We start from the raw sequence: 24,691 nt of genomic DNA, 5'->3' as shown, positions 1-24,691 counted from the left end.
AGCGTCCCGCTCGTGCACGCAATCTAAATAAAACTATTTATACTTTCAAAACCTAAAGAAATTGCTTACTTTCATAGTATCATCCAAAACAAATACTATGGACAAAAAATTAAAGCAATTCCTGATCAAATCGATTATAATAGTAGTACTGATACATTTAGCCTATTTTATTTATGGCTATTTTAAATTTGAAGGCATAAAAGACATAAACATTTATACCGAATTCTACAGGTTCAAATTTTACGATGATGTTTCTATTTCGCATTTCTTCGTTAGCGGTTTGTTTTTACTTTTAGTTCTTATTTTTTTACTTCGAAACCATTCCAAACAAAATTATTCGGCAGGAAATCTTCTTAAAATTGGCGGGATTTTACTGTTTATAGTATTTCTGTCTCTTTCCTTTTTTGTCAGTTACAGTTTTGGGTTAAATGCAAAACTAAAAACGGAATTGTCTGAAACTAATTTCAATAAAGACAAAACCTTAGTTAATGTTTTAAATCCCTTTTTGTATAATTATACCTCTTATAGTTCAGAAAAATTATTCAATTACGAGAATATTTTATATCCAAAACCTTATCCGGTTATAGAGCAGAAAGACACTCTTTTTTACGATGCAAATAACAAAGAACAATATACTTTAGAATATAATTATTATAGTATTGATACGCTGAAAGTGCTGACTGCAAACTTTGATAAAGTAAACAGTAAAGCCGATTCTATTTTTGATATTCTGGGAATTGACAAAACAGATTTAACGAAAAGAATCCTTTCTAAAAAAGTTATAAAAGACAGTACACAAATTATCTACAGAGGTAGAGAAGTTAGTCCTGATTATGATAATGAAATTTGTATTTTTCTGCAAAACAAGAATTTGTACAGTCCTATTAAAGATGTTTCAGTTGAAAAACAGCAGTATCAAAATGCTGTAGAAAGATATAAACTGCTGTATAAATACAAGCCGGATTCTTTATTATACAAATTTCAAAAGTTAGATACTTTATTCAAAAGATACAATGTAGAAACCTACTTAAATCCGAAGCAAATAAATAAAGATGCATTTTATTTTAGAGATCATAAAGGCTCATTAAACGAAATCAGAAATCAGTTTGACAGGAAAACATTGTCTGAAAAATTCCAAACACTAAACAGACTTTTTTACGAACCGAATTATCTTCATCCGTCGATTATTGGAATTTATTTTACCGTAATAATTATCGTCTGGCTGTTCGGATTTTTACTTTATATTTTGTGGAATTATAAAAACAGAAAGTCTGTAAATTCAGGTAATTAAAAGTAAATATTTTTTTAGTTGTCTAATTATCAGTTTTTTAATTATATTTATCGCTTGTAGAAAGTTTCAGAAATTTGTTGATGAAAGTGAGAAACTTATTTGAGATAATACGTTAAGCGGTGAACCATAATGTAATAACTTTAATATGAGACAAATTTTTCTAATTACTTTTTTTGCAGGTATTTTTTCTCTTTCCGCACAAAATACTGCGTTAATAAAACGACTTGACGGAAGCACAATTTCGTCGGATAGTCTTACTAATGCGATAAAAACACTTATCGATAAAGGAAACGTACAAGGATTAACTATTGCCGTTTTTAATTCTAAAAAGCCCGTTTACATGAAGGCTTTTGGTTACAGCAATGTGGCAGATAAAAAAGCGTTAACATTACAGACCAATCTTTACGGGGCTTCTTTAAGTAAAGCCGTATTTGCTGTTTTGGTTATGAAACTGGTTGACGAAGGCGTAATTACATTGGATAAACCGCTTCAAAGTTATCTTCCTAAACCTATTTATCAATATGAATCTAAAGTATGGCACGAAGATTATAAAGAGTTGGAATTTAATCCTCAATACACAAAAATTACGGCAAGAATGTGTTTGGATCACACGACCGGTTTTCCGAATTGGCGTTGGTTTGAACCCGACGAAAAACTACGCATAAAATTTGAACCTGGAACACGATACAGTTATTCTGGCGAAGGACTTACGTATCTTCAGGTTGTTTTAGAAAAAATTACAGGAAAACCTTTAGAAGAACTCGCGCAGGAAAAAATATTCAAACCTTTAGGCATGACAGCCTCTAGCTATAAATGGCAAAAAGAGTTTGAGAAAGATTATGCTTACGGATACGAGCACGACGGAAAAATGCAGGAAAAAGACAAAGATAATGCGCCAAGAGGTGCAGGTACACTAGAGACAACTTTGGAGGATTATAGCAAATTTATTACGGCTGTTTTGAATAAAAAACTCCTGACTTCAAAATCATACAAAGAAATGTTTAAACCGCAGATTAGAATTCATTCCAGAAATCAATTTGGCCCAGGCGCGCTAGAAGATGGAAACTTTAATGATAACATTGAACTTTCATACGGTTTGGGCTGGGGATTGGTAAAATCACCATACGGATTTGGAGCGTTTAAAGAAGGTCAGGGCTCTGGTTTTCAGCATTACGGAATTTTATTTCCGGAGAAAGGAATTGCAATGCTTATTATGTCGAACAGTTATAATACAGACGGTATCATGAAATATTTATTAGAAACCGGAATTGCAGATAAATACACACCGTGGCAGTGGGATCAATATATTCCTTATGATCAAAAGAAGAATTAAATAGACTTTTAGAATAAATAATTTACAAATAGAAATTCCCGATTGCAGTAAGAATTAAGATTCGAATCATGCAGAAACGGGAATTTTTATTTTTATTAATGTAAAAATTACATCTATAATTTCTGACAAATAATTGACGATTTCTTAACCATCGCAATATTTTTTTACTATATTTGATTTATTACATCGTTTTAGTGATTGTACAAAATGTTGAATTTTAATACTTTGTATAACTGTTAAAAGGGTTGATATGATTTTAAAAGCAATTGTCCCAAATGGTTGTTTTTAAAATACCCAAGTTTCAAAATAACCTACAGCATCGAAACAAAATGATAAAATTCAGTTTACGTTTTTTAATTCTTTTTCTATTCTATTCAGTCTACAGCAGCGCCCAGATAAAAAAGATCGGCGTTCCTTTTATCACCAATTACAATCCTAAAACATATAAAGCGGCATCTGAGAATTGGGATGTATTGCAAAACTCACAGGGCATGATGTTTTTTGCCAATCATTTTGGTTTAATGCAGTTCGACGGTGTGAGATGGAGTATTGTAACGCAGCCTGCTAATAAAAGCATGATTCGTTCGCTCGCGATCGATAAAAAAGACAAAATTTATATTGGCGCGCAGGGCGATTTTGGTTTTACGGTGCAGCTTCCAAACGGACAATATAGTTATACATCGTTGGTCAAACTTATTCCTTTGGCATTTCAGAATTTTGGCGACGTATTGCATACTGTTGTTTACGATAATGAAGTGCTCTTTTTTACTAATGATGTGATCTTCATTTACAAAAACAACAAAATTCAGATTATAGATTCGAGTACCAATTTTGATGAATTTTTTGAAGTCAACAAAGAACTATACGTTTCTGATCCTCTTAAAGGATTATCAAAACTAAAAGAAGGAAAACTAACACCAATTAAAAACGGGACAGAATTTGCCAAACTCACAAGCAGACAATTATTTCAGACTCCAAATGGACTTTTGGTTTTAACCCAGAAAAAAGGTCTTTTTATTTATAAAGATGAAGTTTTAAAGCCTTTTGTAACCGAAGTAGATTATCTGCTCAAAGAAAATCAAATAACAGTGGCTATTGCACTTTCAGATGGTTATTTTGCCATCGGAACACGCCAGAGCGGTTTGATAATTATTGATGGTTCAGGCCGTTTGATACAACATATCAACAAACAAATCGGACTTCAAAATGATTATGTTACGAATCTAAAAGTAGATAAAGAAGGCAATTTGTGGGTAACCTTAAAAGAAGGAATTTCGCAAATTCAGATTTCTTCACCATTGTCAAAAATTGTTGCCAGTAATAATTCTGAAACCAAAATTTATTGCAGCCAGATTTATCAGAATAAATTATATATAGCAACAGACAACGGTTTGTTTTGGCTGGATTGGGATGCATATAAAAATGGGAAAAACGAAAATGTCCATTATCAATACATTGACGGAATGTCTGAAAATGTCTGGAATATCGGCATTTATGATAATGTACTTTTGGCTTTTGAGAAAAACGGAATCTTCGAAATAAAAGGCAATTCGGCACAATTACTTGCCAAAACCGATGGCGCGTGGCAGGGTGTAATCATGACCAATCATCCTGATGTTTTATTAGTGGGCGGTTATACGGGATTGTATCTGCTTAAAAAAATAAACAATTCCTGGGTTTTTCAACAGAAAATAAAAGGATTTGCAGAAAGCAGCCGTGTGATTTCTATAGATGCGAATGAGAATATCTGGATTGCACACGGTTACAAAGGAATTTTTAAAATAAAACTCAACAAAACATTCGACAGCGTTTTGAGTACGGAGTTTTATGATAAAAAAGATGGTTTTCCGTCGAGCTTGTTTTTGAATACATTCAAGATAAAAGATCAGATTCTTTTTGGAAGCACAAAAGGAGTTTACAAACAAAATCCGACTTCAAAAAAAATGATTCCAGATCCGGTTTTCAAGAAATATCTCGGAATGGATAGCCATATAAGGTTATTGAAACCAGACAATAAAAATAATATTTGGTACGTTTCTGGCGAAAATACAGGAAAGATTATTCCAAAAGAAAATGGAAGTTTTCATAAAGAAGAACAAGCTTTTAGAAAACTTCGATATTTATATGTTCCCGGTTTTGAAAACATTCAAACAACTTCAAGCGGCGATGTTTTCTTCGGAACTCAGGACGGTTTAATTCACTATAACAGCGAAAAAAACAAAGACTATAAGTCGAAATACAAAGCCGTAATTTCTGAAGTAAAATGCATTATTCCAAAAGACAGCCTGCTGTTTTCTAACCGATACGATGTCATTAAAAATAAAAAAGCAAAGACAGAAGAAGATTTTTGTGTTGACTTGCCGTATGCCAACAATGCACTTCATTTATCGTTTGCATCGCTTTGGTACGATGATGCCGATGGTACAGAATACGAATATTGGCTGGAAGGTTTTGAACCCAATTGGTCTGATTGGAGTTTGCAGACCGAAAAAGAATATACCAATCTGCCCGAAAACGATTATGTTTTTCACGTAAGGGCAAAAAACATTTACGATGTTGTAAGTCAGGAAGCGGTTTTTAAATTTAAAATTTCGCCGCCGTGGTACAGAACACTTTGGGCTTATATGCTGTATTCCATTCTTTTTTGGATTTTAATTTATGCGATTATCAGGTACCAAAAAAATCTGGCAGAACGCGAACGCGGTCAATTAATTCTGAGTCAGGAAAAGGAATTATTACGAAGAAGCGGAGAACTGAATGAAAAAAGACTAGAATTAGAACAGAAAAATATGGCAATTGTGCGCGAAAATCTCGAAAATACAATTAGTCTTAAAAATGCAAAAGTAGCTTCGAATACCGTCAATCTTATTCATTTAAATGAAATTCTGCTTTCTATTAAAGAATTGGTTCTGCAGATTAAAAAAGAAAATGATTTAAGTCTGCTGACGAAAATTAACCGAATTATTGATCACGAATTGCAAGGCGATCAGCATTGGAATGAATTTGAAGAAATCTTTAATCAGCTTCATGATAATTTTATGCAGCGTTTAAAAAATAGTTTTCCAGAATTAACGCCGCGCGATATGCGATTATGTGCTTATCTGCGAATGAATTTTAATACCAAAGAGATCGCACCGCTTTTAGGAATCTCCGTAAGAGGCGTAGAAGATACCCGATACCGTATCCGAAAAAAGCTGCAATTGCCGTCAGATGCCAATATCACTGAGTTTATTCTCAATTTCTGATGTGTTTAAATCAGTAAAATCCTAAGTAGTTTTACGTTTTTTGAATGCTATTTACTACAATTTTTTATCAACACCGTAGTCAAACCGTATTCCAAAATTGGTTTCTTGGGTAGTTTATTTGTTAATATTGTGAATTATTATTAAAATTTTGATTCGGTTTTTACTGAATCGATTTTTTATTAATAAGAAACTCACTAACAAAAAACTAAAAAAATGAAACAAAATGACTTTTCTTCTGGCCGACCACCAGAACGTAATGCAGCATTATTAAGGAAGTGTTTACTGCTTTTAATTGTAGTATTGACTCCTTTTTTAAAACTACATGCACAATGTAACACGCTCGTTTGGGCAGACGAATTTAATGGTACCACAGTAGATGCCACAAAATGGCAGAGTATTTCCGGTAACGGATGTCCGTCACTCTGCGGTTTCGGAAATGCCGAAGCACAGCGATACGATCCCAATCAGGCGACAATCGTAAAAGAAGGAACCAACAGTTATCTTAATATAGAAGCCAAATACAATCCCAACGGATCGTTTCCGGATCAGCCATATTCTTCGGCAAAACTGACAACGGAAGGGAAATATTCTTTGAAATACGGAAGAGTAGAAGCACGTATGAAATTGTCTAACGGGCAGGGCGCCTGGCCGGCATTTTGGATGCTTCCTGCGGGTGCAACGGGCGTATGGCCGTATACCGGAGAGATTGATATTATGGAAGCCAAGCATAGAAATCCGAAATCTATAGACGGAACGATTCACTATGATGGAGGAGGATACCATTATACAGGAAGAAGTTATACTTCGCCAACCGATTTATCTACAGAATTTCACGTGTATGCCGTAGAATGGGGGCCAAACGTAATTAAATGGTTTATTGACGGCAATTTATTTCATACCGCAACTCCAAATACTACCGTAAACGGAGGCTGGCCTTTTAATGATAATAACTTTTATATCATTCTAAATTTAGCCGTTGGAAGCGCAGGAACACCTTACACAAGTGTAAACGGAGCAGGCGTAGCGCCAGTTCCAGCAGATTTTCCGGCAAAATTACAAGTAGATTATGTGCGTGTTTACGACGGAAGTTTTACGCACGGTGTAATCGGAGACGCAAAAGTGTACAACAACGAAACAGGAAAAACATATACACTGAACGCAATTGCAGGCGCAGCTTATAACTGGTCGGTTCCGTCTGGGGCAACAATTACTTCAGGGCAGGGAACCAATAGCATTACTGTAAATTGGGGAACTGCCGGCGGCGATATTTCTGTTGTTGCATCAGTTTCGGGATGTAATGCCATAACCTATAAATTGGCTGTAGCGACAGAACCGCCTTTGCCGGTCGAGAAAATTCACGAAGATTTTCAAAGCAACAGAAATGTTTTGTACCCGATAAAAACCGGAGTTTTAACAGAAGCTGTGGCAAATCCTTCGGCAACTGGAGTGAATACTTCTGCTTTGGTTGGAAAATATGTACGTAATGCATCTGAATTGTACGATGTATTAAATATTAAAAATGTAACCATTACCAACGCCAACGATTATGTATACGGAAGAAAAAAACTGTCTTTTGATATTTATACTTCTGCACCCGTTGGAACAAAAATCTCGATGCAGTTAGAAAACAGTCTGGTAACAACAGCAACCAATTATCCGTCGGGAAGACACAGCGGTTATAAAGCCACAACAACCGTACAAAACAAATGGGAAACGATAGAGTTTGAATTCGAAAAAGTAATCGACCCAAATACAAGTGCGTTGACTATTAATAATGTAGTTTTCCTTTTTGAGTCTAACTCAAATTCTGGAGCGACATATTATTTTGATAATTTATTGACGAAAGCAGCACCGGAAAAACCAATTGTTTCCACAGATGTTTTACAGAATTACGACGGCATCAATAAAATTATAAAAGGAACAACAACCGGAACGTATTCTGTTGTAGCCAATCCGGGTTCTAATGCTGTCAACGCTTCCGCGAATGTTGCGAAGTACGTTAGAAATGTGACAGAACAATACGATGTATTATTTTTTAATACACAAAACACGATCGAAAATGCAGGTTTAATTAAAAATCAAACCAATAAAGTCATGATCGATGTTTATACCTCTGCACCAATAGGAACTGTTGTGAGCATGAACTTAGAAAATAGCGCAACATCACTTCCAGCCAATTATCCAACGGGAAGAAACAGTAATTATGTAGCCATTACAACCAAACAAAATCAATGGGAAACGTTGACATTCTACTATAATTCAAGTCCAGACGAAGGAACATCCAACTTTGCGGTAAACCAAATGGTTTTATTGTTCAATTCAGGTTCTTATACCAGCGACACGTATTATTTTGACAACATCAGAATTGGATCAACAAAATTACCAGACACCTACACAGCCGGAGTAGTTTACGAAGATTATCAAACCATTCACAACATCACGTTTAGAGATGCCATTGGAACATATACAGCAAACACGCCAAATCCGAGTGCGACTGGAATTAATACTTCTTCGACAGTTGGTAAATACGTTAGAAAATCAACCGAGTTGTATGATAATTTCTCTTTTAATTCGACTTTAACCAATATCGGAGATTTTAAAAGCGGCACTAAGAAATTTGCAATGGATGTTTATACTTCTGCACCAGTTGGATCTATAATTTCATGGCAGGCAGAAAGCAGCGCGTCAGTTCCGTCTAATTATCCAGTGGGCAGACATAGTATTTATCAGGCCGTTGTAAAACAAACCAATACATGGCATACCCTTATATTTACGTATGTAAGTTCGCCAGATGCATCAACATTAGACAGCGAAGTAAATCGTTTCGTATTCTTATTAGAACCGGGAACGAGTTCTGGAAATACCTATTATTTTGACAACATTAGAAGTTTAAATTTAGTTGGTACAGAAAACCCAACGAATACTTTACCGTCTCCTTGGGTAAGCACAGATTTAGGTGCCGTTACACCAGCAGGAGAAGCCACCTATTCTGGCGGCACATTTACAGTAAAAGGAGCAGGCGCAGATATTTGGGAATCAAGCGATCAGTTTCAATATGTAAATCAGCCAATAACAGGAGATGCGGAAATTATTGCCAAAGTAAACTCATTGACCAATACAAGCACTTATGCAAAAGCTGGAGTAATGTTTAGAGAAACGCTTACAGCAACTTCTAAACATACCATGACCGATGCAAGCGCCGGAGCAGGAATCGAATTCTTATCTAGAGATACAACATCGGGAACAACCATTTTTGAAGGTGTTGGCGGTGCTGCACCAAAATGGGTTCGTCTGGTACGATCAGGAAATACATTTACCTCTTATTCTTCGGATAATGGAACTACGTGGACACAAGTTGGAACACCAAGAACTATTACAATGGCAAACACTATTTATGTAGGTTTGGCTGTAACATCCCATGCAAATGGAACTTTGGGAACAGGAGTTTTCAGCGATGTAATTGTTAGAAACATTACGCCAAACCCAAATGTGAATTTAGCTTTAGCCAAAACAGCAACAGCTTCAACAGAAGAAAATGCAACACTTGCTGCATCAAAAGCAACAGATGGCGACGGAACAGTAAGCCGTTGGGCGAGTTCTTTTGCCAACGCTACAGAATGGATTTATGTTGATTTAGGAAGCAATTACAACATCAATAGAGTAGTGCTAAAATGGGAAGCTGCTTTTGCAACGCAATACAAAGTACAGCTTTCTACAGATAATGTTTTTACCGAAAACGAAACAATAAATACACAGACTGCAAGCGACGGCGGAACAGACGATTTAACCGTGAGCGGATCAGGAAGGTATCTTAGAATTTTATGTACGGCAAAGGCTTTAGCACCTTACGGATATTCATTGTATGAAATCGAAGCTTATGGATCTGCATCTACAGCCAAAAAAGCAGCCGTAATTGTAGAAGAAACTCCAGAACAACAAGTAACAGGTTTGGCTATTTATCCAAATCCTGCCAGCGATTATATTCAGCTTTCAGTATCAGGAGAATTTGCCAATAAAGAAGTGACGATTTATGATTTATCAGGAAATCTGGTATTAAGATCAAGAATTAATACTACTGCAAATGAAAGTATCGTGGATATCAACCAGCTTCCAAAAGGAATTTATATCCTGAATTTTAAATCAGATCAAAAAAGCTTTACTCAAAAATTAATCAAGAAATAAGTTAAAAATCCGTTGGGTGTGATTTAATTAAAAATAATATACCGGTTTTTAATAGTCCGGAGATTAAATTTAAGGATAGCACCATTATTACACCTGACGGATATTAAAGTCATTTATTCAAATGATTTTTTAAGGTTGAAAATTAATTTAGTAACCCCAAAAAAATTTAGATATGAAACAAATTAGACTTACAAGAATTTCTTTTTTGATGACACTCTTTCTGGTGTTTTCAAATTTGATGCACGGGCAAGGACCCATTCCCTTTACCATAAGTAATACTTCAACATACAATGACAATGAGCTTTATGTAGCCATTGTAGGTATCGATTATACTACCGGAAACCACGTTTGGGTAAACGCCAAAACAAGTCAGGTTTTGCCAATGAGTTCTTCTTATAATACCGTAACTGGACCAACAATTGGTGGGAATACCGGCCCGGGACAAAACTCAAAATATGCAGCGTGTTTTACAAAGTTGAGTGAAATCACTAACAAAACATTCACTTTGCCACAAATTGCGGGTTGTAGAGTTTTCATTTCAAAAGGACAGCAATTGTATTTTTATTTCTTTGGTGCAAGTGGCGCTCCGTCAGGATATACTTCGCCAAACCCGTTAAATGCAACAGATCCGAATCAGGGAATTTTGTATGAAATCATCGAATTGACGAACAATCAATACGGTTTCTTCGGAAATCCATCAAGAGTAGATTCGTATAAATACCCAATGGGATTGGAATTATTTGGAGCAAACGGATACCAAAAACGTGTGGGTGAATTAAAAAAACATGCCGATATCGTAGCCGCTTTTAAAGCCAATGTTCCGTCAGAATTTCAAGGATGTGTAAACGATGCCACAGGCGAAATTACGGCGCCGTCTAAAACTCCTGCTTTCGCGGATGGATCAGGAGGAACTTCAGTTGGACCTCAGGCGAATTATCTAAAATCATACATTGATGCGATTTGGAACAAATACAAAAATGAAGATTTAATCTTTTATGCCGGAGACGCCGGAGTTTTTAAAGGAAGAGTTATTGGCGAACAACTAGAAATGGTTGGACAATCCGGCGGATTTGTTGGTCGTACAGGACGCGTACAAAACAGACCTTCGACTCAGGAAGCGTTGGAAGGAAAAGGTGTTCTGGACAGAAGATTAGTTGACGGAGATTTAGATTTGGTTATTCAGGCGCAATTAACGGCGGCAATAAACAGACACGTTGTAAATACTACAACGCCAAATCCGGGGCAGCAAAACTGGTACGATGCATCAAAATTTTATCAGGTAAACCCAACGAATCATTATTCTAAATTTTGGCATTTACCGGGAATCAGCGTAGACAATCTGGCGTACGGATTTGCTTATGATGATGTTGCAGATCAGTCACCATCATTGCATTCGCCACAACCAACTAAAGTTATTGCCACTTTTGGAGGATATGCAGGAACTGTTCCTTCCGTTCCGGCAACGACAGACGTAATCACAGTTTATAAAGATTGTAATTACACTGGATTCTCTGGCGGATTAACAATTGGAGATTATAATTTAGCGAAATTAAATACGCTTGGAATTTTAAACGATGATATTTCTTCATTAAAAATTACGCAAGGTTTCCAGGCGATTTTATATCAGGATGATAATTTTACAGGAGCTTCAACGGTAATCAATTCTGATAATTCTTGTTTGAATACGACCTGGAATGATAAAGTAACTTCGATAAGAATTATTGCAAACGGAACTACAACTTTAGGAAATCAGACTTTCTTTTTACAAAACAGAAACAGCGGTTTGTATATGGATGTTTGGACGGCAAGCATGGCGAACGGTGCTGGAATAAACCAAGGCGCTTTGACTTCTGGAAACAATCAGAAATTTACTTTAACGCATTTAGGAGACGGAATGTATAAAATCATAGCAAACCACAGTGGTATGTCTATGGATATTAATAATTTCAATAAAGCAAATGGCGCACGTGTAGAGCAATATCCATACAATGCAACTACAAACCAGCAGTTTATTTTGGTTGCTACGGGAGATGGATTCTACAAAATTGTTGCACGCCACAGCGGAAGAATTGTTGAGGTTGCAGGAGCAAGCACAGCTTCTGGCGCAATTGTGCAGCAATGGGATAATAACAATCAAATTTGCGGACAATGGAAATTAGTTCCGGCAACAAGTTCTCAGACTTCCGTTTTAATTCAGGCAGAAGATTACTCTTCTATGAGCGGTATTCAGGTTGAAGCCACTACAGATGCAGGCGGAGGCTCAAATGTTGGTTACACCGAAACAGGCGACTGGATGGCATACAACAGTATTAATTTCCCAACAACGGGTTCTTATTTAATAGAATACAGAGTGGCAAGTGCCGTTACCGGAGGGAAATTATCTGCAGATTTAAATGCAGGAACGATACAATTGGGAAATGTTGATATTCCAAATACCGGAGGATGGCAAAACTGGCAGACGGTTTCTCAAACCGTAAACGTAAATGCAGGAACGTACAATTTCGGAATCTACATTCAGAATACCGGAATGAACATCAACTGGATCAAAATTACTAAAGTTGGTGCTGGTGCAGCTGCAAAAACAGCTTCTGTTCCCGTACAAGAAGAAGTTGCAGAAACGGCATTAAGCGTTTACCCAAGTCCGGCAGAAAATACACTTTATGTTACATCAGCCGTAAACGGAGAAAATATAAGTATTGTAGATTCTCAGACAGGAACAGTAGTTTCTGAGCAGAAAATCAGCAATAACAGTATTGATGTTTCGCGTTTAAAAACCGGAATTTATCTGGTAGTTTTTAATAAAAACGGAGAGAAGACTGTAAAACGTTTTCTAAAAAAATAATTTCAGAATAAGTAAGAGCCTTGGGCATTTAATTGTTCAGGGCTTCTCACTTTCAAAGCAATAATTAAACCCTACTATTAACTATTGAATTATGAACATTATGAAAAACAACTACAAAAAAATGCCGCTAAAATGGATGATGATTTTAGTATTTGGAGTTTGCAATTTGTCAATTGCACAGAAAAAAGTAATTGCGTACATCCCAAACTGGGTCGATCTCAACTCGTTTTCGAGCAGTGTACAGTACAGCAAATTAACCCACATTAATATTGCATTTGAAAATCCAGATGCAAATGGGTATCTAAGTTTCAACTCCGGAAGCAACACGATTATAAATGCTGCACATGCCCAAAATGTAAAAGTATTTGTATCGCTTGGAGGAGGTTCAGTTTCAGAAGGCGGCGCCATTCGCGACAATTATTTTAATTTGATTACACCAGCAAACAGAACCGCTTTTATTCAAAAGCTGTATGATTATGTTGTAGCCCACAATTTTGATGGGATCGACGTAGATCTTGAAGGTCCTGCTATTAATGGAGATTACGGAGGATTTGTAATTGCTTTGGCGAATAAACTTCATGCCAATGGTAAATTGATTTCGGCAGCGCTTTCAGAAGGATATGGTGGTGCAAATGTACCTGCATCTACTTTTGCAGCTTACGACTGGATCAACATCATGGCGTATGATGCAACAGGTCCGTGGCAGCCAAACAGCCCTGGGCAACATTCACCTTACAGTATGGCGGTTAATCAATTTAATTATTGGACAGGAAGAGGTTTACCTGCAGCAAAAGCCATTATCGGACTTCCGTTTTACGGATACGGTTTTGGAGCTTCTGCCAATCAGGGAATTTCTTATGCCAATATAGTGGCGCAATATCCGGGAGCAGAAAATCTGGATCAGGTTGGAAATACTATTTATTATAACGGAATCCCGACTATTAAAGCAAAAACAACTTTTGCCATTCAAAATTCTGGCGGTGTTATGATTTGGGAATTATCGCAAGATGCAACAGGTTCAAAATCATTGCTTACAGCTGTAGATCAAGTTGTAAAAGGAAGTAATCCTCCGGGAACAGGAACTTTAATACAAGCAGAAAATTATTCTACAATGAGCGGTGTACAAACCGAAGCGACAACAGATACTGGCGGAGGATTAAATGTTGGTTACGCAGACACAGGCGACTGGATGGCGTATTACAATATCAATTTCCCAACTTCAGGAAATTATGTAATAGAATACAGAGTTGCAAGTGCCGTTACAGGAGCAAGATTATCATCAGATTTAAATGCCGGAACAATTCAGCTTGGCGCTGTAAATGTGCCGAATACTGGAGGATGGCAAAACTGGCAAACCGTTTCTCAAACCGTAAACGTAAATGCAGGAACGTACAATTTCGGAATTTACATTCAGGCTTCTGGTGTAAACCTAAACTGGTTTAGAATTACAAAATCGGGTTCAGCTTTGGCAGCAAAATCTGCTCCATCTGATAAAATCGAAAGCCTGACTATTTATCCAAATCCGGCAGAAAGTGAACTTTTCTTTACAGCTGAAGTTTCTGGTGGAAATGTAAATATCATCAATACCGAAGGCGGAGCAACAGTTTCTTCTCAAACGGTAAGCAACAATAGTATAGATGTTTCGACTTTAAAAAGCGGTATCTATTTAATTGCTGTAGAAAAAGACGGAATTAAAACGGTGAGACGTTTTATTAAAAAATAAGCTTTTTTTAACCGCAAAGTTCGCAAAGAAAAACACGAAGTTATTTTGATAAAGCTTTATGTCCTTTACGTAAACCTTGCGCTCTTTGCGGTTAAATTTTTCTGCCACTCCCGATAGCCATCGGGAGTGACAAAAAAATAAACACATAGAGACATAGGTTTTTTTAGATTAAATAAGAATGTAAAAAGAAACTAGTTTCTCACACATAGCTATGTGTTTTAAAGAAAAGTGAAACGCCTTTTTTACCCCAAAGTATGCTATGTATCTATGTGTTAAAAAAACAACACTCAAAAAAGCATAAACCCCAAACCCCTACATAGATTATGAAAAACAACTACAGATTACGGTTAAGTTTGCTCGTATTTATTGCTTTTACAAGTTTTGCCGTCGCGCAGACTTCTTTAGGTTCGAGTAGAACATTTATGAACAATTTAAAAAAAGGACTTGTTACTTCTGCAACTTCAAAAAGTGCAGAAAAAACAGTTTTACTTGAAGTTTCCAATGCTAAAAACTTCAACGGAAAAATTAATTTTAAAGAATCAGATGCGTCTAGTGAATTTCTGATCGGAGAAATTAAAAACATTCCGGAATCTTCATTTTACATTAAAGTCAAAGACCAAACACTGGAAGGACACATTCTTTTGAAAGCCGCAAAAGAAGCCTACAAATATTACTCAGATGCTGCAGGAAACGCTTTTGTAAAGAAAGTTGATATCAATACTTTAGTTTGTATCGATTATAGAAACGTTCCTTCAAATGCAGCAAACAAATCAACAAGTAAAGCTGAGGTTGCAGCAATTGCACCAGCATTATTAAATCTTCAAAGTTTACCGGGCGCAGCGGGCTGTGTAATGTTAGATTTTGACGGTTACAATATGCCGGCTGGAAATCTTTGGAACAACGGAAATGCCATCAACGCTGCAGCTTCTGGAATGAGCGATGCAGATGTACAGCAACATTGGGAAGTAGTATCTGAAGATTACAGACCTTTTAATGTAAACGTTACCACAAATGAAGCCGTTTTTAATTCCTATCCAAGAAACCGAAGAATACGAGTTGTAGTGACGCCAACCAATACTGCAGCGCCGGGAGCGGGCGGAGTAGCGTATATTGGTTCTTTTAATTGGGATAACGATGTGCCGTGCTGGGTATTTATTACTTCTGGAAAATCTGGTGGAGACGCTTCGGCACACGAAGTTGGACATACTTTTGATTTGGGTCATGACGGACGTACGAATCCGGCAGAAGATTATTTCGTAGGTTTAAATAATACTGCTTGGGCGCCAATTATGGGTGCAGGATATTACAGACCTGTTGTACAATGGAGCAAAGGCGAGTACAATTTTGCCAACAATCTTCAGGATGATGTCGCCACTATTGCAGGTTCAAAATTTGGAGTAGGTTACAGAGGAGATGATTACGGAAATACAACTGGATCTGCAGCAACTTTAGATTATAACGCAAGCGGTGCAATCAATCAGAAAAACGGAATTATTTCGAGCGAAGCCGATTATGACTTTTTTACGTTTACTACTGGTGGAGGAAATGTTTCTATTAATGCAAATACTGTTTCCAGAGACGGGAATCTGCATCTTTTAATGCGATTATACAATTCGGCAGGAGCAGAAATGGGAACGTATTGGAATTCTGATCCTTTTGCTTTGAATGCTTCTATGAATGTAAATCTTCCGGCAGGAAAATATTTTGTAGGCGTTGACGGAACAGGAGCAGGAAATGCTGGTTCTGGCGGTTATTCGGCGTATGGTTCTATCGGAAGTTATTCCATTACAGGAACAATTCCACCGGGAGGAAATATTGCGGCATCTACAGATGTAATTACGGTTTATAAAGATTGTAACTACACCGGTTTTTCTGGCGGATTAACTATTGGAGATTATAATCTGGCAAGATTAAATTCTTTAGGAGTTTTAAACGATGATATTTCGTCACTAAAAATCACTCAGGGATTTCAGGCGATTTTATATCAGGATGATAATTTTGGAGGAGCTTCAACGGTAATAAATTCTGATAATTCGTGTTTAAATACAACCTGGAACGATAAAGTAAGTTCGATTAGAATATTAGCCAACGGTGTTACTACTTTAGGAAACCAAACTTTCTTTCTTCAAAACAGAAATAGTGGTTTAAATATGGATGTCTGGAACGCCAGTTTATCAAACGGAGCAAACGTTGCGCAGGGAACGGTAAATACCGGAAACAATCAGAAATATACTTTTACGCATTTAGGCGACGGATTGTATAAAATCATTGTGAATCATAGCGGACAGTCTTTAGATGTAAATAATTTTAATAAAGCCAATGGGGCCAATGTAGAGCAATATCCGTATAACGGAACTACAAATCAGCAATTTATATTAGTTTCGGCTGGCGATGGATTCTATAAAATTATTGCTCGTCACAGCGGTAGAATTGTTGAGGTTGCCGGAGCAAGCACAGCAAACGGCGCTAATGTTCAGCAATGGGACGACAACGGACAAACGTGCGGACAATGGAAATTAATTGCTACAACAAGCGCGCAGACTTCAACATTAATTCAGGCAGAAGATTACTCTGCAATGAGTGGTATTCAAACCGAAACGACAACAGACGCTGGCGGAGGATTAAATGTTGGTTATACCGAAACAGGCGACTGGATGGCGTACAACAATATCAATTTTCCAACAAATGGTTCTTATTTAATAGAATACAGAGTTGCAAGTGAAGTTACAGGAGGTAAATTATCTTCAGACTTAAACGGCGGTACTGTTTTATTAGGAAATGTTGATGTGCCTAATACCGGAGGCTGGCAAAACTGGCAGACCGTAACGCAAACTGTGAATGTAAATGCAGGAACGTACAATTTTGGAATTTATATTCAGAATACGGGAATGAACATCAATTGGATCAGAATTACCAAAGTTGGTGCGGGGGCGCCAGTTTCGGCAGCTATGGTCTCAATTGATGATCAAACAGAAGCTATTGCATTAAACGTATATCCAAATCCTACCGAAGATATCCTATATTTTACCAAAGATATAACAGGAGGAAATGTAAGCGTTGTAGATTCTCAAACCGGAACTGTAATTGCTTTCCAGAAAATCAGCGAAAACAGTCTGAATGTTTCAGGTTTAAGAACGGGAATTTATTTTATCGTTTTTGATAAAGACGGAACTAAAACAACAAAACGTTTTATTAAAAAATAAGATTTGAGTTAGTTATGAAAGCCTCAAACGTTCTCGAAATTAGAGACGTTTGGGGCTTTTTTTATAGCGTTATTTTTAAAATTTAAAAGTAAGATAGAATAGAATAGCCTGATTTGCCCTGAATGATAAGTAAAACTTTACATTTTAGAATTAATTATAACTTTTAGTTATATTCTATAAGGGTCTTGTAGGAAAAAAAGGGAGTTTAATTCGTAATATTGCGATTATAAAGTTTAATGTCAGAATATTAGCATTTTCATACCATATTCTCGTATGAAGCCAGTTTTACATTTGCTTTCTGTACAAATATATTCTTATTTTTTTAATAACGCTTAATTATTATGTTCATTACCCTTACAAATGACCATGTTCATTTTGACTATGGTTCAAAACGCTGGCAATACAATTTTAATGAAATTGTAGAGCTTGGTCTTCTCAAAAAAAAGAAGACCTACCTTCTCGAAAACGGTGCCTTTATTTCAGTCACTGCCTTAGCCTATTATTGCATGTTTTTTTCAAATTTAATGGAATTGTATTACATCGTCCCGGCTTTGTTAATGTATACAGTACTCATAATTTTAAGATTTCATAATACAATAGAGTTTGAATATTATGTAATTGTAAAAGACATTTACAGAAAAGAAACCAAAGTCAAAATCAAGACTTTAGACCGTCCAGTAATCGGAAAACAAATAGATCAATATTTATCCTTAGAGTTTAATCGCCTCGTTCAGGAAAGCAAATCCCCAATTTTAATCTAAATTAATGTTCTTAACCGAAAACTCAAATTACCACATAGCCTTTATCTTTTTAGCTATAGTTTATGGTTTTATAATCACCATGAAAAAGAAATAAAAAAGATTTTTCCATTTACCTACAGTCGAAAAATCAGATATTCATTAAAACGGTATAGCTCCTAAAATCCCCCCAAGCAAAGCTTATGACCACTTCAATAAAAAACAAAATCAAAAGTATTAGAGAGTTGAAAAATTATACTCAGGAATATGTCGCCGATCAATTGGGCGTCACACAAGCAGGTTACAGTAAAATAGAAAAAGGAAAAACCATTCTTTCCTTTGCAAAACTAGTCGAAATTGCCCGGATACTAGAAGTCAGCGTAGAAGACATAATTAGTTTCGACAGCCAGCGTTATTTCAATAGTTTCAACACCGTAAAAGGAAACAACAACAGTTCAGGAGTCATCATAAATTCTGACGACAGCGCAGCGCTAAAACATCTTTACGAAGATAAAATAGAACTCTTAGAAAAATTACTCAGCAGAACAGAACAAGAATTAGACCGTTACAAAGACAAATTTGGTGACATTTAATTGGTTTTTTTGCCACTAATTTCACGAATTAAAATTTAGTAAAGTTAAGTCCAGTTTTGTCATTGCGAGGAACGAAGCAATCTCATTTGCAAAATCAAACTTTGTATAATTATTTAGTGTGGTTGCTTCGTTCCTCGCAATGACAAAATTGCAGGAAATAACATTTGTGATTATAAATACACTAAGAAAAACAAAAAAAGCGAAGTCATAAAACTTCGCTTTTTTTATTATTATACATCAATAAATTTAAGAAGTCTGATCGTCTGTCGTAGCTTCAGGAGCATTTGATTTTACAGAAGCAATTCCGTTATCTCTTGCAGCAGTACTCTCATACATTTCGCTTGCGCCGATAATCTGGCCGTTTCCAGCTTTTAAATTAAAATATGGTTTTCCGCTTGTAGATTCTTTTTTGTCATATTTGCTATCGTCCTGCGAATTCGTTTTTACAGATTCAATTCCGTTAGTACAAGCCGATTTGCTCGAATAACCTTCGCTGGTTAAAATAGTTTGTCCATTACCTGCTTTTAAATTGAATTGAAATTCTCCGTTCTTTCTTTGAGTAATTACAAATTTTCCCATTTAGTTTGTTGTTTAGGTTTGAAATTAAAATATTTTGCTGCAGATAAAAATACAAAACTTCGTCATACAAATCATACATCAGTTAAAAAAATAATTAGCTATTTTTGTTAAGGAGTAATTATTTTTATGAAAGAAATCAGCGATATCTTAAAAGCCTATAAAGAAGCAAAAACAGCAGGAAAAAAGACTGCTTTGGCAACTGTCGTAAAAGTTGAAGGTTCCTCTTACCGTCAGCCCGGAGCGCGTATGCTGGTTACAGAAGACGGCGTTCTTACCGGCGCAATCAGCGGTGGATGCTTAGAAGGGGATGCGTTAAGAAAAGCATTACTCTCGATACAACAACAACAGAATAAACTTATTACTTATAATACCAGTAACGAAGACGACATAGAAATAGGTTTACAGCTTGGCTGCAACGGAATTGTTCATATTCTTTTTGAATATATAAACGATGAGATACAAAACAACCCGATTTGGCTTTTGCAGGAATTAGAAAAAGAACGCAAAGCTGCCGTTGTAATTACCTTATTTTCAATACAAAAATATACCGAACAAATTGGCACCGTTTTATTCTACAGAGATGAAATGTCGCTTTTATATCAAAATGAAAATGCATTAGAATTACTTTCTGAAGCAAAAGAAGTATTGAAAAACAAAACCACCATAATAAAAAAAATAAACGAAGAATCGCAGACAGAAGCCCTAATAGAATGCATAAATCCGCCAACGGCACTTATAATTGCCGGAGCAGGAAATGATGTACAGCCTTTAGAAAAAATTGCAGTTTTATTGGGCTGGGAAGTTACAATTGGCGACGGACGCGCAGCTTATGCAACATCAAAACGTTTTCCCGAAGCTAAAAAAGTACTTACCATAAAAGCAGCAGATTTTCTGCAAAATATTACAATAGACGCGCAAACCTATTTTGTTTTAATGACGCACAATTATAAATACGATTTAGAAATGCTGAAACAGCTTTTAGAAAGCAATTGTAAATATATTGGCATTTTAGGTCCGAAAACAAAACTAGACCGAATGATCGATGATTTGAGTAATGAAGGCATAAAGATAACCGAAGAACAACTTAGCCGAATTTACGGCCCAATTGGTCTGGACGTTGGCGCAGAAACTTCAGAAGAAATTGCTTTAGCCATTACAGCCGAAATCAAAGCCGTAATGTCGGTTAAAAACGGAGCTTCGTTAAAATATAAAGTTGGAAAAATACACAGCACCACAACCTATGTCGGCTAAAAGAGAAAATAAAACGGGTATCGTAATTTTGGCCGCAGGAAATTCTTCAAGATTGGGCGAACCCAAACAATTGCTTGAATTTAAAAACACTACACTTCTCAAAAATACCATAAACGAAGCTTTATTAGTTCCAAATTCGATAGTAATTGTCGTTACTGGCGCAGTTCATGAAACCATAGAAAAAGAAATAGATCCGTCTAAAATAAAGATCGTTTTTAATCCAGATTGGGAATTGGGAATGTCGTCGTCGATTATTGCAGGACTTAAAGAATTTATGGTTTCAGCACCCGAAAGTAACACTTGTATTTTCTCAGTTTGCGATCAGCCGTATCTTACACATACTGTTTTTGAGGAATTAGTAACTGCACATTCTAAAACAAAAAAAGGAATAATTGCATCCAGTTATGCCGGAACATTTGGAATTCCGGTATTATTTGAGCGAAAATATTTCAATGCTCTTTTGGAATTGGATGAACAATCTGGCGCTAAAAAAATAATTAAAAATTATATTGAAGACAGTTCTTTAGTTCCTTTTGAAAAAGGCGTGATTGATATTGACACGCAGGAAGATTATCAAAACCTAATTTCTTAATTTCTCTGCCAAAGCAAGAACCGTGGCAATCGTTTCTTCAATTTCTTCGGAAGTATTGTATTTGCTCAAACTAAAACGAATTGAACTCAAAGCATTTTCGTTTGATAATCCTAAAGCTTTTAAAACATGTGAAGGTTCAGAAGTTATAGCCGAACAAGACGAACCATTAGAAACCGAAATATGCTGTAAAGCCAAAATTAAAGTCTCTGAATTTACGCCCGGAAAACAAATATTAGAAGTATTAAAAATTCGATTTTGAGTATTTCCATTTACAAAAGAACCTTCAAATTGTAATAAGCCTTTTTCCAATTGATCGCGAAGCTTTTCGATTTTTACTTTATTGCTTTCAAGTTCATTTACAATAATTTCGGCAGCTTTTCCTAAACCAATAATTCCAGTTGTATTAAGCGTACCGCTTCGCAGTTTTTGCTGTTGACCGCCACCGTGTAATAAAGGCGATAATTTCTTTTTTATTTTTGATGAAATATAAAGCGCGCCAACACCTTTTTGGCCATAAAATTTATGTGCAGAAATCGGCATAATATCAATTCCAAGTGTATTTACATCAATCGGAATTTTTCCAACAGCCTGTGTAGCATCACATAAAAAAAGTGCATTTTTAGCATGAACAATCGATGCGATTTTTGCAATGTCATGTATGACACCAATTTCATTATTAATCATCATAATACAGACAATCAGTGTTTTATCTGTAATGGCTTCATTTAATAAATTAAGATTTAGAGTTCCATCATTTTCAACAGAAAGATAAGTAACCTCATATCCAATTGTTTCTAAATATTGGCAGGTATCTAATACTGCTTTATGTTCTGTTGCAATCGTAACAATGTGTTTTTTGTTTTCATTTTCGAAACCTTTCAAAGCTAAATTTATGGCCTCTGTAGCACCAGAAGTAAAGATGATTTCTTCTTCTTTTGCGCCAATTAAATTTGCAGTCTGCCACGCCGCTTTTTCTACTGCTTCTTTTACCGCCAATCCTGCCAAATGCGGACTTCCGGCATTGGCATAATTTTCTGTAAAATACGGAAGCATTTCCTCTAAAACACGTTCATCCAAACGAGTAGATGCGTTATTATCGAGGTAAATGTGATGAGGCTTTGACATAGTTAATTCTTAATCTCGTAAAAATACAATTTTGAAATTTATAATGTAAAGCTGTTGGATGTAATTATTTTTTCTCTCGCAGATTTTGCAGATTGAGCAGATTTTATTAAATGATTTTATAATCAGATTAAATTTTCAAAAATCGGCATAATCAGCTAAATCTGCGAGAGAAAAAATCCGTGTCAATCCGCTTTTTCGCAAAGCGAATCCGTTTAATCCGCGTCAAAATTTCACAAAGCTTTAAATGTAAATTTTCGCTCAATGAAATTATTCTAAATAGTGGTTTTGTGTGAATTTTATAAGTATTTCTCACATAAGATTGTTAAATTTGTTAGAATGACAATTGTGATTTTGCTAATTTAAAAATAGACTGAATGGCCACTAAAAAAACAAGCAAAAATAATGAAGTACAGGACGATTCTAATTCGCGTCGTGACTTTATAAAAAAATCGGGATTATTTACCGCTCTGGCTCTTACGCCGCCTTCATTGGTGATGGCGTCAGAAAACAAGTGGGACGAAAAAATTGCTTCTTATATAGAGACCGTGCCGCTTTCTATCGAAGTAAATGGAACAAAACACAATCTTAATATCGAACCAAGAACAACTTTATTGGATTTATTAAGAGAACAATTATTTTTAACAGGAACTAAAAAAGGCTGCGACCACGGACAATGCGGTGCCTGTACAGTACACGTAAACGGAACCCGAATTTTGTCTTGTCTCTCATTGGCATCTATGCAGCAAAATGCACAAGTAACCACAATCGAAGGACTTTCTAAAGGAAAAAAACTGCATCCAATGCAGGAAGCTTTCATCAAAAATGACGGTTTTCAATGTGGCTATTGTACACCGGGACAAATCATGTCGGGTATTGCCTGCATAAAAGAAGGCCACGCCAACAGCAGAGAAGAAATCAGAGAATATATGAGCGGAAATATCTGCCGTTGCGGTGCATATCACAATATTGTAGATGCGATTACAGAAGTGAAGGAAGGAGGGATGCTGTCATGAAAAACTTCCAAATAATTAGAGCATTATCAGCAGGTTCGGCCGTAACCAGTTCTGGCAAAGAAGCTTCATCGATGTATATTGCCGGAGGAACAAATCTGGTTGATTTAATGAAGAAAAATGTTGCCACTCCAGATAAATTGATAGATATCAATGCAATAGATTTAAAAAAGATAGAATTTTTAACCCAAAAAGTTTCCATCGGCGCATTAGCAAAAAACAGTCAGGTTGCCGAAGACAAACAAATCAAAGAAAAATATCCGTTGTTGTCGCTTGCTTTGTCGGCAGGTGCATCACAACAAATCAGACATATGGCAACGGTTGGGGGGAATATGTTACAGCGTACTCGTTGTTCTTATTTTTACAATACCGATATGCCCTGCAATAAACGAGTTCCCAAAAGTGGCTGCGGTGCCATTGGAGGTTCCAACAGAATGCATGCCGTTTTTGGTGCTTCAGACAGTTGCATTGCCGTTCACCCAAGTGATATGTGTATAGCACTTGCTGCGCTGGACGCTACCGTTTTTGTAGAAGGCCCAAAAGGAAAAAGAGAAATCAAATTTGGGGATTTTCATCGTCTTCCCGGAAATAAACCAGAGAAAGACAATACATTAGAAAAGAACGAATTGATTACTTCTGTTGAAATTCCCGAAAATAATTTCACCAAAAATGTACATTATCTAAAAGTCCGCGACCGCAGCAGTTATGCATTTGCATTAGTATCTGTGGCCGCAGGTTTAGACATTCAAAATAATATTATCAAAAACGCAACGATCGCTATGGGCGGTGTGGCGCATAAACCGTGGAGACTGACCGAAGCAGAAGAATATCTAAAAGGAAAAACAGTTTCTGAAAGTACTTTTAAACATGCCGGAGATTTGGCTATGAAAGAAGCAAAAGGTTATGGAGATAATAATTTTAAAATAACGCTTGGCGCGAATGCCATTGCAGAAGCATTAACGATAGCTGCATCTAAATAAGCATA

Annotated in this window: 15 protein-coding genes; 13 read left to right on the top strand and 2 right to left on the bottom strand. The window is 36.2% G+C overall.

The window, feature by feature from the left end:
- Positions 1–97: 97 nt before the first annotated feature.
- From EV144_RS16265 to EV144_RS16225, 9 genes are all read left to right on the top strand, one after another.
- Positions 98–1,291 (top strand): hypothetical protein, encoded by a 1,194-nt coding sequence (locus EV144_RS16265; protein WP_134150224.1) that lies wholly within the window; start codon positions 98–100, stop codon positions 1,289–1,291.
- Positions 1,292–1,436: 145 nt separating this feature from the next.
- Positions 1,437–2,624: a serine hydrolase domain-containing protein gene (locus tag EV144_RS16260; protein WP_134150223.1), complete on the top strand. Its 1,188-nt coding sequence runs from the start codon at positions 1,437–1,439 to the stop codon at positions 2,622–2,624.
- Between the two features lie 329 nt (positions 2,625–2,953).
- Positions 2,954–5,869 carry a triple tyrosine motif-containing protein gene (locus EV144_RS16255; RefSeq protein WP_134150222.1) on the top strand — a complete coding sequence of 972 codons (2,916 nt, stop codon included), beginning with the start codon at positions 2,954–2,956 and terminating at the stop codon, positions 5,867–5,869.
- 213 nt (positions 5,870–6,082) lie between these two features.
- On the top strand, positions 6,083–10,051 hold the full coding sequence (locus EV144_RS16250; protein WP_134150221.1) for a family 16 glycosylhydrolase: 3,969 nt from the start codon (positions 6,083–6,085) through the stop codon (positions 10,049–10,051).
- A gap of 172 nt (positions 10,052–10,223) precedes the next feature.
- On the top strand, positions 10,224–12,893 hold the full coding sequence (locus EV144_RS16245; RefSeq protein WP_134150220.1) for a beta-1,3-glucanase family protein: 2,670 nt from the start codon (positions 10,224–10,226) through the stop codon (positions 12,891–12,893).
- 100 nt (positions 12,894–12,993) lie between these two features.
- A complete protein-coding gene (locus EV144_RS16240) occupies positions 12,994–14,616 on the top strand; it encodes a glycosyl hydrolase family 18 protein (RefSeq protein WP_134150219.1) in 1,623 nt (540 codons plus the stop codon).
- 323 nt (positions 14,617–14,939) lie between these two features.
- Complete coding sequence (locus EV144_RS16235; protein ID WP_243854690.1) at positions 14,940–17,819, top strand: RICIN domain-containing protein; 2,880 nt, start codon at positions 14,940–14,942, stop codon at positions 17,817–17,819.
- A 341-nt stretch (positions 17,820–18,160) separates the two neighbouring features.
- A complete protein-coding gene (locus EV144_RS16230; RefSeq protein ID WP_134150218.1) occupies positions 18,161–18,580 on the top strand; it encodes a hypothetical protein in 420 nt (139 codons plus the stop codon).
- 179 nt (positions 18,581–18,759) lie between these two features.
- Positions 18,760–19,149: a helix-turn-helix transcriptional regulator gene (locus EV144_RS16225; RefSeq protein ID WP_134150217.1), complete on the top strand. Its 390-nt coding sequence runs from the start codon at positions 18,760–18,762 to the stop codon at positions 19,147–19,149.
- Between the two features lie 246 nt (positions 19,150–19,395).
- Here the strand turns inward: EV144_RS16225 and EV144_RS16220 are convergent, their stop codons facing one another.
- Positions 19,396–19,728, bottom strand: a complete 333-nt coding sequence (locus EV144_RS16220) for a YegP family protein (protein ID WP_134150216.1) — start codon at positions 19,726–19,728, stop codon at positions 19,396–19,398.
- A gap of 126 nt (positions 19,729–19,854) precedes the next feature.
- On the opposite strand from EV144_RS16220, the gene EV144_RS16215 reads away from it, so the two are divergent.
- On the top strand, positions 19,855–20,979 hold the full coding sequence (locus EV144_RS16215) for an XdhC family protein (RefSeq protein ID WP_134150215.1): 1,125 nt from the start codon (positions 19,855–19,857) through the stop codon (positions 20,977–20,979).
- On the top strand, positions 20,942–21,571 hold the full coding sequence (locus EV144_RS16210) for an NTP transferase domain-containing protein (protein ID WP_243854689.1): 630 nt from the start codon (positions 20,942–20,944) through the stop codon (positions 21,569–21,571). The genes EV144_RS16215 and EV144_RS16210 overlap by 38 nt, the downstream gene beginning before the upstream one ends.
- Here EV144_RS16210 and EV144_RS16205 read toward each other — a convergent pair.
- Positions 21,560–22,696: a cysteine desulfurase family protein gene (locus EV144_RS16205; RefSeq protein ID WP_134150214.1), complete on the bottom strand. Its 1,137-nt coding sequence runs from the start codon at positions 22,694–22,696 to the stop codon at positions 21,560–21,562. The two genes, EV144_RS16210 and EV144_RS16205, sit on opposite strands and share 12 nt — an antisense overlap.
- Before the next feature lie 374 nt (positions 22,697–23,070).
- On the opposite strand from EV144_RS16205, the gene EV144_RS16200 reads away from it, so the two are divergent.
- A complete protein-coding gene (locus EV144_RS16200) occupies positions 23,071–23,709 on the top strand; it encodes a (2Fe-2S)-binding protein (RefSeq protein ID WP_134150213.1) in 639 nt (212 codons plus the stop codon).
- Positions 23,706–24,686, top strand: coding sequence for an FAD binding domain-containing protein (locus tag EV144_RS16195; RefSeq protein ID WP_134150212.1), 981 nt, complete (start codon positions 23,706–23,708; stop codon positions 24,684–24,686). The genes EV144_RS16200 and EV144_RS16195 overlap by 4 nt, the downstream gene beginning before the upstream one ends.
- Positions 24,687–24,691: the final 5 nt, after the last annotated feature.

The organism is Flavobacterium sp. 270, assembly GCF_004368785.1.
GTDB lineage: Bacteria > Bacteroidota > Bacteroidia > Flavobacteriales > Flavobacteriaceae > Flavobacterium.
Note: the sequence above shows the minus strand (reverse complement) of the source record. Positions and strands in the feature narration are given on the sequence as shown.